This is a genomic window from Psychrobacter sp. H29 (assembly GCF_059073055.1).
The window spans coordinates 1,117,412-1,131,996 of record NZ_JCACRY010000001.1 but is presented as its reverse complement, the minus strand read 5'-3'; the positions used below and the strand labels follow the sequence as shown (position 1 = coordinate 1,131,996).

Here is a 14,585-nt window from a genome sequence, read left to right as displayed (position 1 = left end):
GCCCTTAACAAATCTAAAAAAATCATACCTTAGATTTTGTTTTGTACTTCTTGTGCGCCACCAGTGACAGCATCGCCAGCACTTGATACGTCTTGACCAAAGCCTTTGAATGTGTTGCAACCAGTTAGAACGAACATAGCAGTTAAAGATGCGATGATTACTTTTTTCATAATAGTATCCTCAAAGATAAATGGATGGTTATAAATAACAACAGTGATGCAAAGCGGTCTGCTTAAGCGTCACTGAAGGGGTATTGGATGAGACAGTCACACTTAAATGCTATCGCGTTATCCATTACAGACATCATAGAGAAAGTTAAAAACGCTGCACAGTATCAAAATGTAATTATTGGCAGTAAACTGTAACTTTTAATTACCTGTCGCTCATAAACTTAAATAACAGAGCGTTAACCATTTTTGGAGTAAATAAACATGACCATTCATATCGTGCTGGTTGGCCCAAAGATGCCGAGTAACACAGGCAATATCATTCGCCTGTGTGCCAATAGCGGGGCACAGCTGCATTTAGTCAGACCGTTAGGGTTCGAGCTTGATGATAAAAAGCTACGCCGCGCAGGACTCGATTATCACGAATACGCGCATCTACAAGTACACGATGACTGGGCAACAGCGAAGCAGGCGTTACAGACAGCGGACTGCCATGTCATTACCGCGCTGACGACTAAACTGAGTAAGCCCTTTTACGATTATGATTTTGGCGGGCGAGTAGCTGCTGAAGAGGCTAATGACGACGTAGTACCTAATATCGCACTGGTATTTGGTTCTGAAACGGCAGGCCTTACAGAGGATATACGTGAAGATATTGGTGCTGATAATTGGTTAAGACTACCCATGCTGGCTGATTCGCGCAGTTTAAATTTATCCAACAGCGTTGCTATCTGCCTGTATGAAATATGGCGGCATCAAGGGTTTTTGGGTGATGAAGGTCGTAGTGTCGGTTATGAGAGTTTGACAGTCTACGACCCAAAGTAGTTACTTTAACGAATAGCGATTTGTCTGATAAGACCGATAGGATTGATTATCCTTGTTTCATAAAAACAGAATAAGCAATGATATGTATTATAGGCAGTTTGGCGGTTTGGGTAGACCCGCTAAGCGGTTGACATGACGTGCAACCAAACCAGTATGAAACAGCTGCTGCAACTTTTGATTGCTAATGTCATGTTCTGGCAAGGTTTTTTGTAGCCATTTTATCAATGGGCGTGTGGCTGGCGCGTGGTTGAACTTGTCAAAAAATGCACGCACTTGCTGCAAAACCTGTAAATGCTCAGCTTTCAAATGAACGTCTAATGTGTCAGCCAGTTGCTGCGCGATGTCAGGTGTCCAAATAGTGTGGTCACATAAGTGACCGTCTTGATCCAATGCAGCCTCAGTGGCTGCTATCATTACGTTGTTGTTGGGCGTGGAGTTGTGATCTGTCATAAGGCAATGGTCACCACTTTATCAAATTGACGGTCCTGAGTCAGATTGACCCATTCGGCGTCTGTTAACACGCCAGTTAGCTTAGTATCTAAATTTAGCTTGCCAGTAGTATTCTTCGAGAGCTGCGCGACATCATCTGCCAATGCATAAATAGCAGCGATGTCATCTATCTCATTATCATTTAAATAAGCACTTAGCCAGTCGATAAAAGCGACCGTTGTACCGAGCAAAACAATGCTGTCGCCATTGTGCCAAGTGCGAGACATTTCTTCAGTGCTACGTCTGAGCGTGTCCATCGTACTGTGTAATTGATATAAAGTCGCCATAAAAGTATCCGATGATGTGTTTTGTTATTTTTCTGATGATATAGTCATTTAAAAAGTTAAAATCTGCTCAAAGTCTTGCGAGCTGATGATCTCTGGTACCAGTGTAAGCTGTGATGCCAGATCTGTCGGTAGCATACCAATGACCCAACCGCTAAAGACATCGTCAGGTAGCCAAGCTGCGGGCATATCGTAAAGATCAAGCGACTGAATCATACCGTGCAAACGGGACTCCGTTTGCATCAATAAACCAAATACAGGCGCATCCAATGATAACTGCACCTCATGTCCGAAAGTCGCCAGCGTCAAAGCAAGGGCACAGCCTTCATAACTAGCCGCTTCAGTGGGCGTATGCAACTGAATTAATAATTTCATATTATATTCCTAAATAGGTTTGTCGCTGTTGACAGTCGTCATCGTAATGTTATCAAAACTGTATCAATCGGCAGTCATCTTGCATCATTAGAGCAAGCTCACTGAGTCCTACCAACGTAAATCCTGCAGCAAGATTGGCACCCTCTAGCTGATGTCGTGTGCTGTTGTCAGCGTCACTCACACCGCGGCTCAGTGCAGTGCTGACACAAACGGGTAGTGATAATTGATACTGCTCAGCCAACGATTGCCATTCTTTTGTTAAATCTATTTGATCTGCTGACTGCCAACGTAGACGGTTGGCAGTATGAGCTGAATCGCCGTAAAAAAAGACATTGAGCAACGCCCGTTTGGTGTTAGGATTGTCACTATCGTTTATGTCGTTATCGTCAATTCTACTATTCTCAGAATGGTTTGAGGCCTCTCTAAGATAAGCGTGTGCATAACGTAGTGCTAGGTGCGCCAGTGGGTGGGCGGGATCAGCAGTGATGAGCAGTAATGGAGTAGTAGTCATAAGGTGCGGTATCACATATTGTCAATAAGAGTGTTATGAGAATTAGAAGATAGTAGTGAGTGGTTGCGACTGTTTTGTAGACAGCGGTTTGTTTCTTTGATTTGCTTCATTGGTTTATGGTCAGGTATATAGTCTTTAAACACTATTATATCAAAATACTATTTTTATTGGTGAGAAGAGCATTTAGCTACATTGCCACGTCGCTATAGTGGTGTAACGACAGTGACGGATCAGCGACGCATTTTAGTATGCTACCATAAAGCGCTTCACATCAAATAGAGCGACTAATTACTAAACGCGCCTTTATCTTTTGTGCTGATATACCAAGTATATCTATCTAACGTTGTGACTGTCTCGTAAGAAAAAACAATAAACTTATGAGCTTGGTTCACGTAGTCTTACCATTCTATGTAAGGAGTTTTTGTCACTATGTTACCTGCTATGCCCTCACGTATGAACAGTGGTACAGATTATCAGCCGACAGCGGAGCAACTACAAGTACTACAAACAGCAAGTGAATTTGCTTATCAGATTTGGGAGAGTCGAACGGTTTCATGTCAGACGTTTTTGCGTAGTTACCCTTTGAGTAGTACGCTAACCCGTCAACAAATCGATGATCTGATACAAGATTATACGCTGGATGAAAACTACCAACTCGCTGATGAAGCCAAAGTCATGAGCGGCTTGCGTAATCTGCGTACACTGTTGATGATGCGCTGGATTTGGCAAGACGCTTTACAGATGATCAGTCTTGAGCAATTGACCGATGAGTTGTCTGAATTTGCAGATGGTTGTATTTCTTTTGCTAAAGGCTATACCTACCAGCACTTAGTTGCTAAATATGGTGAACCAACCTTTATCAATGCCCAAGGTAATGTACAGATTGATGACATGGCAATCATGGCTATGGGTAAGCTTGGCGCTCAGGAGCTGAATTTATCAAGTGATATCGACCTAATTTTTGTGCATCAAGCGCGCGGTGAGACCGATGGTGACAAAACCAAAGGCACACGTAGTATAGACAACAAACGCTTTATGACTAGGCTTGGTCAAGGCATCATTAAACTACTCGATAACAAGACGGCTGATGGTTTCGTGTTTCGAGTGGATATGCGCCTGCGTCCATGGGGTGATGGCAGTGATTTGGCCATTCACCTGTCAGCATTACAAAAATACTTCACGATGCATGGGCGGGCGTGGGAGCGTTTTGCTTGGCTAAAGGCGCGCGTCGTTGGACAAATAGAACAGCCGTTCTATGATGAGATACAGGCACTGATCAAACCCTTTGTCTTCCGTTATTATGTGGACTACAGTGCATTCTCGGCACTTAGAGAGATGAAGTCTCTTATTCAAAATCAAGTGGCACAGCGTGAAGATTTAGATAATATCAAACTTGGTGCGGGCGGTATCAGGGATATTGAGTTTATCGTACAAGCATTTCAGTTGATCTATGGTGGCCGGCATCCACAGCTGCAAACAAAACCTTGTCTACAAGCAATGAAAGTGTTGCGTGAGCTTGGATATCTAGAGCAGTCAACCTACGATAACCTACAAGCTGCGTATCGTTTTTTGCGCCGGCTTGAGCATGGCATTCAAGCAATTAATGATCAGCAAACCCAGCGTTTACCACACGATATACAGTGGCAGCATAATCTAGCCGTGACGCTCAATTTTGAAAACTGGCATGCATTGCTAGATCAGCTCAATTGTCACCGAGAGCATGTGAATGATCCGTTTGAGCGTATGGTCACTGAGCGCCAAGTACCTGGTAACGAAGATACTGGCCTAGAGCCTGAAAACTTAGATGAGCAAATTGCTCGTTTAAATGAGGTATTAACAGAAGATAACCGAGAGCTATTACAGAATTTTTGGCAATCAAAGATGGTGGTGAACTTAAGTGAGGAAGCAAGAGAACGCTTAGATGACGCTTACCCTGTTATTGTCCATGCGTTACTTGCTCATCAAGAGCAGCAAAAACTTGCTAATGCCGCCCTGCCTCGACTGATTTCACTGCTTGAAGCCATTTGCCGTCGTTCCATCTATCTGGTCATGATTGCAGAAAACCCCAATGCAACGATTGAGCTGATCCCGATGCTGTCTGCCAGCCCATGGATTGCAAAAGAGCTGGCACAGTATCCTGTATTGCTAGACACCTTTTTACAGCAGCGCTACCGTCATTTGCCAGACAAGCGTGAACTGCGTGATATTTTGCGTCAACAGCTACTGCGCGTAGAGCCGAACGATGAAGAAGAACTACTAAGCGTTTTACGACTATTCAAGAAAAACCAAATATTGGCTGTGGCTGCGAGCGATGTATTGGCTGAGCGCCCAATCATGAAAGTATCGGACTCTTTGACGTATATTGCCGAAGTAGTACTGGAGGCCGCACTAGAGCGTGCTTTTGCCGAGATCGTCAACCGTTATGGTTATCCTATTGGCCAAGATGGAGACCCTGTCACCGAAGCGGACTGTGGCTTTGCTATCATTGGTTATGGGAAGCTTGGCGGCTTAGAGCTCTCATACTCGTCTGACTTGGATTTGGTGTTTTTGCATAAGATAAAAGAGCGGGGTATGACCACAGGCGAAAAATCAGTGAGCGGAATGAAGTTTGCTGCGCGCTTGGTACAGAAATTGATGAACTATCTCAATACCCAAACGCGAGATGGCAGAGCATACGAGATTGACATGCGTCTACGCCCTTCAGGCAATGCTGGCATGATGGTGGTGTCTTATCATGCGTTTGAAACCTATCAAATGGACAAAGCCTGGTCGTGGGAGCATCAAGCGTTGGTGCGTGCCCGAGCAATTTGTGGTGACAGACGAGTGACGGCGCTTTTTTGTGACATTCGCCGAGATGTGTTGGCCCTGCCACGGACACTGGATCAAGTGCGCAGTGAAGTCACCAGTATGCGTATAAAAATGCAAAAGCATTTGGGCACCAATCAGTGGCAGCAGCAAGCGGGCAAGTTCCATCTTAAACAAGATGCAGGCGGTATCGTAGATATTGAGTTCTTGGCACAGTTTGCGGTATTGGCTTATTCGCATGAGTATCCAAGCTTGACCAAGTGGAGCGACAACGTTCGTATCTTCGAAGAGGTAGCCTTACTTGGTATATGGCAAGAGCAGGTCTGTCAAGACTTGAGCGATGCTTATCTCAGGATACGTGCTGCCACGCATCAACTGGCATTATCAGAGCAGTCGTTGCTGGTCGATGAGTCACTTTGGCAGGAGACACGCGCATTGGTACAAGCACAGTGGCAACACCTAATGGGTGTTGAATCTACCAAAAAGTGATTGATACTTGTGTTATTAAGGTCTTGCTGATAGCTACAGAGACGCTTACACTGTAGGGCCCTATGATGATTGATAAGCGTAATTAAAAGCCATGTGCTCCCAAACCAAAAGATTTCATTTGCCAACACGGCCAGTGATATAATCGGTCGCGCATCGTCATAGCACTGTCAGCCATTTATCATAATAATGCTGGATTTTAAGCAATAAATAAAGGCACTGCAGTGTTATCATAGGGTGTTAATCACTACTGTTAAATAAAACCTACCTAAAAAAGTTAGACGTCAGTGCTAGCATAAGGACTATAAAATGAATATGGCAACACAAGATGGCAAGCTTTGGATGAATGGCACAATAATTGAACAGCCAGATGCTAAAGTTCATGTGCTTACACACAGCTTGCATTACGGCATGGCTGTGTTTGAAGGTGTGCGCGCTTACCAAACGGCTGACAATCGCACGGCTATTTTTCGCCTAAAAGAGCATACTGAGCGTCTGCTTGGCTCAGCCAAAATCTTCCAAATGGATGTGCCTTTTGATGCAGCCACACTAGAGCAAGCACATAAAGATGTGGTCAAACAAAACAACTTAGCAGAAGCGTATATTCGTCCACTCATTTGGGTCGGTGCAGAAAAACTTGGTCTGTCTTCACGTGAAAACAGCATCAATGCTATGGTTGCCGCTTGGCATTGGGGTGCTTATCTTGGTGAAGAAGGTATCAAAAACGGTATCCGCGTAAAAACCTCTTCATTTACACATCATATGACCAATGTGACCATGTGTAAGGCAAAAGCATCAAGCAACTATCCTGTGTCTATCATGGCGAACCAAGAAGTCACTCGTAATGGTTACGACGAAGCTATTTTAATGGATCCGCAAGGGTATGTTTGCCAAGGTGCTGGCGAAAACTTGTTCTTGGTAAAAAATGGCGTGTTACATACCCCAGATCTAGCGGGCGGTGCACTTGATGGTATCACGCGTCGTACTATTATTCAGTTTGCTGATGACTTAGGAATTAAAGTCGTTGAGCGTCGTATCACTCGTGATGAGTTCTACTTAGCAGATGAAATCTTTATGACAGGTACAGCCGCTGAAGTTACGCCTATCCGCGAATATGATGATCGCATCATTGGTAACGGTGGCCGCGGTGAAATCACTGAAAAACTACAAACCTTGTATTTCGATGTGGTTCATGGTCGTAATGAACAGTATATGGACTGGTTAAGCTTTATTGATTAACAATGTCACTACTTTGAAGACCGAAAAGGCTGAACATAATTGTTCAGTCTTTTTTTTATGCTAATATAGCCATCATATTTATTCATAAGATTAAAGCGAGCAGTCAATGCCAACAGATTCTAATATAGTAGATGATAAAAACATTAAGCAAATCATTTGTATCAAATGGGGCACAAAGTACGGTGCTGATTACGCCAATAAACTATATGGCATGGTATCTCGCAATATCACACCGCCGTTTCGTTTTGTTTGTTTTACAGATGATACAACCGATGTACGTTCAGAGATTGAGTGTCAAGAGTTACCACCACTTGATGTTAGTATGCCAACCAATACACTGGGTAAATGGCCAAAATCTCGTTTGTGGGGTGAAAAGCTAGGTGATTTGACAGGCACAGTACTGTTTGTAGATTTGGATGTCATTATAGTAGACAGTCTTGACCCTTTCTTTGAATATGGCGCGCCAGATGACGTTATTTTATCTTATAATCCGAGTAATCCATTAGAGCGCTTGGGACAGACGTCTTGCTTTAGATTTCAGGTAGGCTCGCTTGTTTCATTACAAGAGAAGTTCAAGGCAGATCCACAAGGCATCGCTGACGAATATCGTTTTGAGCAGCGTTTTGTTACTCGTAATGCGCCAGGTGGCGTGAAACTGTTTCCAAAGGCATGGGTCGCCCATTTTAGACGTAAGTGCCGTCAGCCGTTTCCACTTAACTATGTTAAAGAGCCAAAGATTCCTAAAGGCGCTCGTATTGTTATCTTCCCAGGCGACTTGTATCCAACCCATGCTATTGAAGGTAGATACAACAAAAATGCTGCCAACAATGCCAAAGACCATCTGAAAAGACTTACTGAGCCCAAAAACCTAAAAAGACCACTACGTCATTTGCGTCATTTTATTTTACCAGTAGGATGGATTGAGAAGTATTGGAAAGAGTAGGCTGAGCGTTATTGTATTAGTAGAAGTCAGTATTGAGTTGTTCTATTCTAATGGAAATTAGAATAGAACAAACTCTCCAGTAAGCGGATAAAATTATGAACACAGAAGATACTATTAAAGTCTTTGTTGGCTGTGACCCAAATAACTGTGATCTAGAGCAGATGATGGTATTAGATTATAGTATTCATAAACATACCAGTGTACCTGTTGAGATAGTGTGGATGCAGTTGTCGCGTGATCCTAGCAGCTATTGGTATTCCAATCCTGAGACTGGTGATGGTTGGAATACCATCAAATGGTCAACGCCGTTTTCAGGATTTCGCTGGGCAATTCCGGAATACTGTAATTATTCTGGACGAGCTATCTATATGGATGCCGATGTTGTCATATTAGATGATCTAGTAAAGTTATGGCAGCACCCTATTGAAGGGCAGTCTATAGTAGCTGCCAAGACAAATGCTGATATGACACGACTATGCACGTGCGTATGGGATTGTAAAGCTGCAAAAAGTATTGTTCTACCAATACAAAGGCTCAGGAAAGATCCTAAAAGCCATAAAGAGATGATGGCTGTCTTCAAAAAAAATACACAACTGATTGAGCCTTATCAAGACAGTTACAACTGTATAGACGGTGAGGACCTAGCATTAGAAGATATTAGGATTTTGCATTACTCAGATATGGGTACGCAATTTAGTCATAAATATGCACTGCCAAGAGTGAAAAAAGAAGGGATTGAGCATTGGTTTGATGGTGAGGTAATGCCGCACCCAAGAGAGGATTTGTCCGAGATTTTTGATATCTATTATAATGAAGCGCTTGATAATAAATATTGTTTAGATAATTATCGGGTTGAGCCTTTTGGTGATTTCCCTAAAAAATCTCAGCAAGGTTATATTGGCAATAAGGTAACTCGTCCACATGCCTCTAAGTCATTTTTCTCAAAACTATTCAAACGCTAGTTTTTAATGAAGCAGTGATAAACCTTTTTAAAAAGTCAAAGATTTATTCTATAGGTTGTCGTTTATGAAGCAGCATAAAAAAATAGCGTTACTCGTTATTAATTGTTTACAAGGCGGCGGTGCGGAACGTGTTGTGTTGACATTGGGGCAAGGGTTCTATGAATTAGGATACGAAGTACATATTCTAAGATTCAAGCCACTGGTACAGTATGATTTGAGCCAGAACCTTAATTATCATGTCCTAAAGTTTAAGCCCTACAAATTAATACCAGGGGCACAAAGACGCGATAGAGTGTTTGCGCGCGCTGTTGATAAATACGTTCTGCAACATATCGGTCAGCCTGACGTCATTTTGTCTAATCTAGATCGTGCAGATAGTATTCTAAGTAATAGCAAGCTGTCTAATATTACTTATATTATTCATAACACAGTATCATTACTCTATAAGTTCAATAAAAATCACGATGCTGAACAATTAAAGCAAAGAATGGTGGAGATATACGCAAAGCACCCATGTGTGTGTGTGAGCGAAGGCGCGCAAAAAGATTTTATCAAGAGCTTTGGTCGTATTACGCCAACCACTGCCATCCACAATCCAATTGATAGAGACAGTATTCAAAAGCAGGCTGATGCTTTTGTTCCTGAATATCAAAACTATATTATTCATGTTGGCAGTTTCAAAGACGCAAAACGTCATGATATCTTAGTAAAGGCTTACGCACAGACTGATCAATCTATGCCGTTATTACTCTTAGGTCAGGGCAAGCACAAGACTGAGACAGAGCAGCTGGTGGCAGAGTTGAGTTTAGTAGGCAAAGTGGTATTTCTAGGGTTTCGTGACAACCCTTTTCCCTATATTAAGCATGCGCAATTCAAAATATTAACCTCTGACTGGGAAGGCTTTGCTTTGGTTATTGCCGAAGCCCTCGTACTAAATACGCCTGTTATTAGTACCAACTGTCCATCAGGCCCAAGTGAGTTACTGCCAGAAAGTAACTTGATGCCAATGGGTGATATTGATGCCATTGCTGAAAAAATGCGTCAAGCTATGAGTGATCCACAAGCATTTTGTGCGCCATTTGATGAAGCGCTGCTACCAGTCAAAATAGCAGAAAAATACGCAGAGTTCACTCAGAAGCAATAACTGAAAAAACAGTGATATCACTGTTTTTTTAAATCGAAATACTTATCTTTAAGAATACCTGATACATGATTAATAATACTATAGAAATAAAAGAAGATCTGAATAAGAAAGAAAAAGTGTTACTTGTGATTAATTGCCTACAAGGCGGGGGTGCCGAACGTTCGGTTTTAACTCTTGGGCAAGGTTTTCATGAGTTAGGTTACGACGTCCATATTCTACGCTTCAAATCTAAAACATCTTACGAACTCAGCGATGATATTTCCTATCATCAGATTGACTTGAACGACTATAAGTCTATACCTACTAAACAACTGAGGCACTGGTACTTTGCAAAAGTATTAGACAGATACGTGATCAAAGAGATTGGCACTCCAATACTGACGCTTGCGAATTTAGACAAAGCTGATATGGTCTTGCGCCACAGCAAGCTACCTAATATTGCACACGTAATTAGAAATAATCTTTCTAAAAAAATTGAGTTGTTTAGAAGCCAAGGCAAAAAAGCAAATGAGAAAAGGTTAAGCAATATATATTCTCGGCATCCTTGCATATGTATTAGCAAAGGAGTCGAAAAAGACTTTCAGTCTACATTAGGTGTTACAAATACCACGACAATATATAACCCGATTGACCAAATACAGATCATGCAATCGGCGTCAGAGTTTGAGCCAGAGTTTAATAGTTATATTATTCATGTCGGTAGTTTTAAGACTCAAAAAGCTCATGAGGTCTTACTTAGAAGCTATGCAAAAACAAGAAAAATGGTTCCGCTTTTGTTGTTAGGTGAGGGAGCTTTGTTAGAGCAAATGAAGATGTTGGTTGCCTCTTTAGATCTAGACCATCATGTACATTTTTTAGGTTTTCAAAAGAATCCGTATCCCTATATCCGGAAGGCAAAATTTATGGTGTTATCATCAATATTCGAAGGGTTTGGACGAGTCATTGCTGAGTCAATGGCTTTAGGCACGCCTGTCATCAGTACAGACTGCCCATCAGGTCCAAGTGAGCTATTACCATCATACAATCTTGTCCCTGTAGGAGATATTGACGCTTTAGCAGAAAAAATGGATGAGGCAATGATAGATGCTAGTGTGTATGAGTCCACATTCGATAATGAGCTGCTACCAACGAATATTGCTCAACAATATATAGAGTTTATGGCAAGCAGTAATTAGGTTCTTCTTAGTCGTAGCATCGATAAAAATTGAAAGCAGTGGTTCTGAGTAAAAGTATAAAAAAGGTAGCCTAATCCAACCACCATTTAGACCAATCGTCTCTGTGTAATGCTCGCAATGTGGCAAACGCACTATCAGTATGCTGTAGTTTCTCAAAAACAGATAATAGTATGCTAGTGGCTAATTTATCGACTTTCTGAAATTTATTATAACGTTTGCGCATGTTTCTCAAGCTGTCATCAGTGCCGATGCGAAAATAAGTAAGACCATCGTATAGAGGCAGATCACCTGCATAAAGCATATCGGTTTTTTCAGTTAGCAATGGCAGAGATTCAGAAGTAGCGGGCAACTGCAGGAAGTTTTTGGTTTCGTAAGTGCGCAAAGTATTCATGAGAGTCACGACATTCATCAAGATAGCTGCTCTACAAGTATCGTCTGAATGGTCAATGAATGTGTCGCAGGCAGAAACAATCCAGCGTAGCGAGAGGTGCTCTAATAAGTAGTCGCTTTCCACCTCCCATAATCTCTCAAATTCAGCAAACGTTTTAGCTATCCTATATTTACGGCGTATCAAGATAACAAGAGTATTATGATAAAAGCAGAGCTCAGATTCACCAAGTGATTTATATTTCAAATTATTTAAATGACTTTCTAAGTCTGTGCTTTTGCGCTCATCGGTTAACGCTTCAATATCACACATCGACTCAGTAATCGTTGTCGCTTTCATCTCATCAAAACTTTTATCATTATAGTTATTGACAACCTTACCTGCATTTAGTCTTTTTTCGCTTCGAAACAGTAATAGCAGTTTTTTTTGCCAGTTTGCAGATGTAGTCATGTCATCAAAATCCTTTGAAAAAATACAAAGATGCTCGCGTTTTAATCTCTATAATATAAGTCTGAAAGATTATCACTGCTTATCTAAACTGAATAATATCGTTGATACCAATCGACAAATTGTTTAATACCCTCTTCGATACTAGTCTCAGGTTTAAAGCCGATATCCTCTACTAACTCATCTATATCAGCATAGGTAATAGGCACATCACCTGCTTGCATGGGTAATAAGTTTTCCTGCGCTTTTTTACCACATGCGTCTTCGATAGCAGTAATGAAACGCCGCAGCGTGACTGGCTGATTGTTACCAATATTATAAATCTTGTAGGGGGCGGTTGCTGTTGTGACAGTAGAACACTGAGGAGAGGGCGCTTTGTTGATTATACGAATAATGCCGTTGACGATATCATCAATATACGTAAAGTCACGCTGCATAACACCATTATTGAAGACGTTGATGGGTTCGCCCGCCAAAATTTTCTTAGTAAAAGAAAAATATGCCATATCTGGTCGACCATAAGGGCCGTAAACCGTAAAAAAGCGCAGACCTGTGGTAGGGATATTGTATAAATGACTATAGCTATGTGCCATCAGCTCGTTTGATTTTTTCGTAGCCGCATACAAGCTGATAGGAAAGTCAACGCAGTCAGCGGTGGTAAATGGTTGTTTGATATTCATACCATAAACAGAGCTCGAGCTTGCATAAATCAAGTGCTTGATATCGTGGTGACGGCACCCTTCTAATATATTGACGAATCCAACCACGTTTGAGTCGATATAGGCATTTGGGTTTTCGATAGAGTAGCGTACGCCTGCTTGAGCGCCCAGATTAACAACGGTATCGAATTGATGGGTGGCAAAAAGCTCAGACATGGCTTTGCGATCAGCAAGGTCTAATTTGATGAACGTAAATGTGTCTGGCGATGCTATCTCACCTAATATTCTTAAACGCTCTTTTTTTAAATCTACATCATAATAGTCATTGATATTATCGATACCAATAATACAATATTCGCTATCAGATACGCCCGTTTCCAATAATGCTTTGATTAAGTGGAAACCAATAAAGCCCGCCGCACCAGTGACTAAAATTTTCATTAATCGTTCCCAAATAGATCTCTAGTAAATACTTTGTCCGCCACATCTTTTATCTCATCAGATAAGCGGTTGGCGACAATCACATCACTCATTGATTTAAAGGTTTCTAAGTCCTGAATAACCTGCGAGTTGAAGAAATTGTCTTCTTTTAATACAGGTTCATAAACCACCACTTCAATCCCTTTTGCTTTGATACGCTTCATGATACCTTGGATCGCAGACGCTCTAAAATTATCTGACCCGCTTTTCATCACTAAGCGATGTATGCCTACGATCTTTGGCTGTCTTTCGATAACTTTATCAGCAATAAAATCTTTGCGAGTTCTATTAGAATCGACAATAGCCTTTATCAGGTTGCTTGGTACTTCATCGTAATTTGCAAGTAGCTGCTTGGTATCTTTGGGTAGACAGTAACCGCCATAGCCAAATGAAGGGTTATTATAATGATCACCAATGCGTGGGTCTAAGCCGATACCTTCGATGATTTGTTTGGTGTCAAGTCCAAAGGTTTGAGCATAAGTGTCAAGCTCATTAAAATAAGCCACGCGCATCGCTAGATAGGTATTAGAAAATAACTTAATCGCTTCAGCTTCGGTAGATTCTACAAATAATAGCGGTACGTCCTTTTTGATTGCGCCTTCAAGCAATAGGTTGGCAAACACGCGAGCCTGCTCAGACTGTGCACCTACAATGATTCGAGAAGGGTAAAGGTTGTCATGTAGTGCTTTACCTTCGCGCAAAAATTCAGGTGAAAATACAATGCGATCAGTCGCGTAACGTTCTCTGATACTTGCCGTATAACCCACTGGTACTGTAGACTTTATGATAATAGTCGCTTGCTGGTTGACTAAGAGTACTTGTTCAATGACCGCTTCTACTGTGGAGGTATTGAAATAGTTGGTCTTAGTATCATAATCAGTTGGTGTGGCAACGATGATAAAGTCAGCATCTTTGTAAGCTGTACTGGCATCCAGCGTCGCAGAAAAGTTGAGGTTTTTATGCGATAAAAAGTCTTCAATATCTTCATCTTCAATAGGAGATTGCTTGGTATTTAACATCTCTATCTTTTCAGCAACCACATCGACAGCGATGACTTCATTATGCTGTGCCAGTAGCATTGCATTTGATAAACCTACGTAGCCTGTACCTACGACTGTTATTTTCATAATATATCCAAGTAATGTTTATGCTTTTATTGGTTCAAACCAAAATTGGCTAGTTCTTATAGTTGTTTAAGATTGGTAG

At 41.6% G+C, this 14,585-nt stretch carries 15 protein-coding genes; 7 read left to right on the top strand and 8 right to left on the bottom strand.

Translation table 11 applies throughout. The features are described from left to right. Positions 1-29: 29 nt before the first annotated feature. Positions 30-170, bottom strand: a complete 141-nt coding sequence (locus AC5JP1_RS04440) for an entericidin A/B family lipoprotein (protein ID WP_057759705.1) — start codon at positions 168-170, stop codon at positions 30-32. A 261-nt stretch (positions 171-431) separates the two neighbouring features. Here AC5JP1_RS04440 and AC5JP1_RS04435 point away from each other — a divergent pair, with 261 nt between their 5' ends. Further along, complete coding sequence (locus AC5JP1_RS04435) at positions 432-992, top strand: tRNA (cytidine(34)-2'-O)-methyltransferase (protein ID WP_493843295.1); 561 nt, start codon at positions 432-434, stop codon at positions 990-992. An 87-nt stretch (positions 993-1,079) separates the two neighbouring features. Here the strand turns inward: AC5JP1_RS04435 and AC5JP1_RS04430 are convergent, their stop codons facing one another. The 4 genes from AC5JP1_RS04430 to tusD are packed head-to-tail and all read right to left on the bottom strand — an operon-like array spanning position 1,080 to position 2,651. Then, positions 1,080-1,406, bottom strand: coding sequence for a TusE/DsrC/DsvC family sulfur relay protein (locus AC5JP1_RS04430; RefSeq protein WP_319050440.1), 327 nt, complete (start codon positions 1,404-1,406; stop codon positions 1,080-1,082). 32 nt (positions 1,407-1,438) lie between these two features. Further along, on the bottom strand, positions 1,439-1,768 hold the full coding sequence (locus AC5JP1_RS04425; protein WP_493843294.1) for a hypothetical protein: 330 nt from the start codon (positions 1,766-1,768) through the stop codon (positions 1,439-1,441). A gap of 48 nt (positions 1,769-1,816) precedes the next feature. Continuing rightward, positions 1,817-2,140, bottom strand: coding sequence for a hypothetical protein (locus tag AC5JP1_RS04420; protein WP_319050353.1), 324 nt, complete (start codon positions 2,138-2,140; stop codon positions 1,817-1,819). Between the two features lie 52 nt (positions 2,141-2,192). Then, positions 2,193-2,651, bottom strand: coding sequence for a sulfurtransferase complex subunit TusD (gene tusD, locus AC5JP1_RS04415; protein ID WP_319050354.1), 459 nt, complete (start codon positions 2,649-2,651; stop codon positions 2,193-2,195). A 429-nt stretch (positions 2,652-3,080) separates the two neighbouring features. Here tusD and glnE point away from each other — a divergent pair, with 429 nt between their 5' ends. From glnE to AC5JP1_RS04385, 6 genes are all read left to right on the top strand, one after another. Beyond that, positions 3,081-5,945 carry a bifunctional [glutamate--ammonia ligase]-adenylyl-L-tyrosine phosphorylase/[glutamate--ammonia-ligase] adenylyltransferase gene (gene glnE, locus AC5JP1_RS04410; protein WP_493843293.1) on the top strand — a complete coding sequence of 955 codons (2,865 nt, stop codon included), beginning with the start codon at positions 3,081-3,083 and terminating at the stop codon, positions 5,943-5,945. Between the two features lie 306 nt (positions 5,946-6,251). After that, positions 6,252-7,181: a branched-chain amino acid transaminase gene (locus AC5JP1_RS04405; protein ID WP_493843292.1), complete on the top strand. Its 930-nt coding sequence runs from the start codon at positions 6,252-6,254 to the stop codon at positions 7,179-7,181. Positions 7,182-7,287: 106 nt separating this feature from the next. Continuing rightward, on the top strand, positions 7,288-8,124 hold the full coding sequence (locus AC5JP1_RS04400; RefSeq protein WP_493843291.1) for a glycosyl transferase: 837 nt from the start codon (positions 7,288-7,290) through the stop codon (positions 8,122-8,124). 95 nt (positions 8,125-8,219) lie between these two features. Beyond that, positions 8,220-9,086 carry a glycosyltransferase gene (locus AC5JP1_RS04395; RefSeq protein ID WP_493843290.1) on the top strand — a complete coding sequence of 289 codons (867 nt, stop codon included), beginning with the start codon at positions 8,220-8,222 and terminating at the stop codon, positions 9,084-9,086. Between the two features lie 64 nt (positions 9,087-9,150). Continuing rightward, the gene (locus AC5JP1_RS04390; RefSeq protein WP_493843289.1) at positions 9,151-10,230 is read left to right on the top strand and encodes a glycosyltransferase; all 1,080 of its coding nucleotides are present in this window, start codon (positions 9,151-9,153) and stop codon (positions 10,228-10,230) included. Between the two features lie 65 nt (positions 10,231-10,295). After that, the gene (locus AC5JP1_RS04385) at positions 10,296-11,405 is read left to right on the top strand and encodes a glycosyltransferase (protein WP_493843288.1); all 1,110 of its coding nucleotides are present in this window, start codon (positions 10,296-10,298) and stop codon (positions 11,403-11,405) included. Between the two features lie 70 nt (positions 11,406-11,475). On the opposite strand, the gene AC5JP1_RS04380 is transcribed toward AC5JP1_RS04385, so the two are convergent. The 3 genes from AC5JP1_RS04380 to AC5JP1_RS04370 form a co-directional block, all read right to left on the bottom strand. After that, the gene (locus AC5JP1_RS04380; RefSeq protein WP_493843287.1) at positions 11,476-12,243 is read right to left on the bottom strand and encodes a hypothetical protein; all 768 of its coding nucleotides are present in this window, start codon (positions 12,241-12,243) and stop codon (positions 11,476-11,478) included. An 83-nt stretch (positions 12,244-12,326) separates the two neighbouring features. Then, positions 12,327-13,340, bottom strand: a complete 1,014-nt coding sequence (locus AC5JP1_RS04375; RefSeq protein ID WP_493843286.1) for an NAD-dependent epimerase — start codon at positions 13,338-13,340, stop codon at positions 12,327-12,329. Next, positions 13,340-14,506, bottom strand: coding sequence for a nucleotide sugar dehydrogenase (locus tag AC5JP1_RS04370; protein WP_493843285.1), 1,167 nt, complete (start codon positions 14,504-14,506; stop codon positions 13,340-13,342). Before AC5JP1_RS04370 ends, AC5JP1_RS04375 begins: the two co-directional genes overlap by 1 nt. Positions 14,507-14,585 lie beyond the last annotated feature (79 nt).

Excerpts from the sequence above, each read along its gene's own strand:
- AC5JP1_RS04440 (WP_057759705.1), bottom strand. The coding sequence starts at position 170 with ATGAAAAAAGTAATCATCGCATCTTTAACTGCTATGTTCGTTCTAACT.
- AC5JP1_RS04435 (WP_493843295.1), top strand. The coding sequence starts at position 432 with ATGACCATTCATATCGTGCTGGTTGGCCCAAAGATGCCGAGTAACACA.
- AC5JP1_RS04430 (WP_319050440.1), bottom strand. The coding sequence starts at position 1,406 with ATGATAGCAGCCACTGAGGCTGCATTGGATCAAGACGGTCACTTATGT.
- AC5JP1_RS04425 (WP_493843294.1), bottom strand. The coding sequence starts at position 1,768 with ATGGCGACTTTATATCAATTACACAGTACGATGGACACGCTCAGACGT.
- AC5JP1_RS04420 (WP_319050353.1), bottom strand. The coding sequence starts at position 2,140 with ATGAAATTATTAATTCAGTTGCATACGCCCACTGAAGCGGCTAGTTAT.
- tusD (WP_319050354.1), bottom strand. The coding sequence starts at position 2,651 with ATGACTACTACTCCATTACTGCTCATCACTGCTGATCCCGCCCACCCA.
- glnE (WP_493843293.1), top strand. The coding sequence starts at position 3,081 with ATGTTACCTGCTATGCCCTCACGTATGAACAGTGGTACAGATTATCAG.
- AC5JP1_RS04405 (WP_493843292.1), top strand. The coding sequence starts at position 6,252 with ATGAATATGGCAACACAAGATGGCAAGCTTTGGATGAATGGCACAATA.
- AC5JP1_RS04400 (WP_493843291.1), top strand. The coding sequence starts at position 7,288 with ATGCCAACAGATTCTAATATAGTAGATGATAAAAACATTAAGCAAATC.
- AC5JP1_RS04395 (WP_493843290.1), top strand. The coding sequence starts at position 8,220 with ATGAACACAGAAGATACTATTAAAGTCTTTGTTGGCTGTGACCCAAAT.
- AC5JP1_RS04390 (WP_493843289.1), top strand. The coding sequence starts at position 9,151 with ATGAAGCAGCATAAAAAAATAGCGTTACTCGTTATTAATTGTTTACAA.
- AC5JP1_RS04385 (WP_493843288.1), top strand. The coding sequence starts at position 10,296 with ATGATTAATAATACTATAGAAATAAAAGAAGATCTGAATAAGAAAGAA.
- AC5JP1_RS04380 (WP_493843287.1), bottom strand. The coding sequence starts at position 12,243 with ATGACTACATCTGCAAACTGGCAAAAAAAACTGCTATTACTGTTTCGA.
- AC5JP1_RS04375 (WP_493843286.1), bottom strand. The coding sequence starts at position 13,340 with ATGAAAATTTTAGTCACTGGTGCGGCGGGCTTTATTGGTTTCCACTTA.
- AC5JP1_RS04370 (WP_493843285.1), bottom strand. The coding sequence starts at position 14,506 with ATGAAAATAACAGTCGTAGGTACAGGCTACGTAGGTTTATCAAATGCA.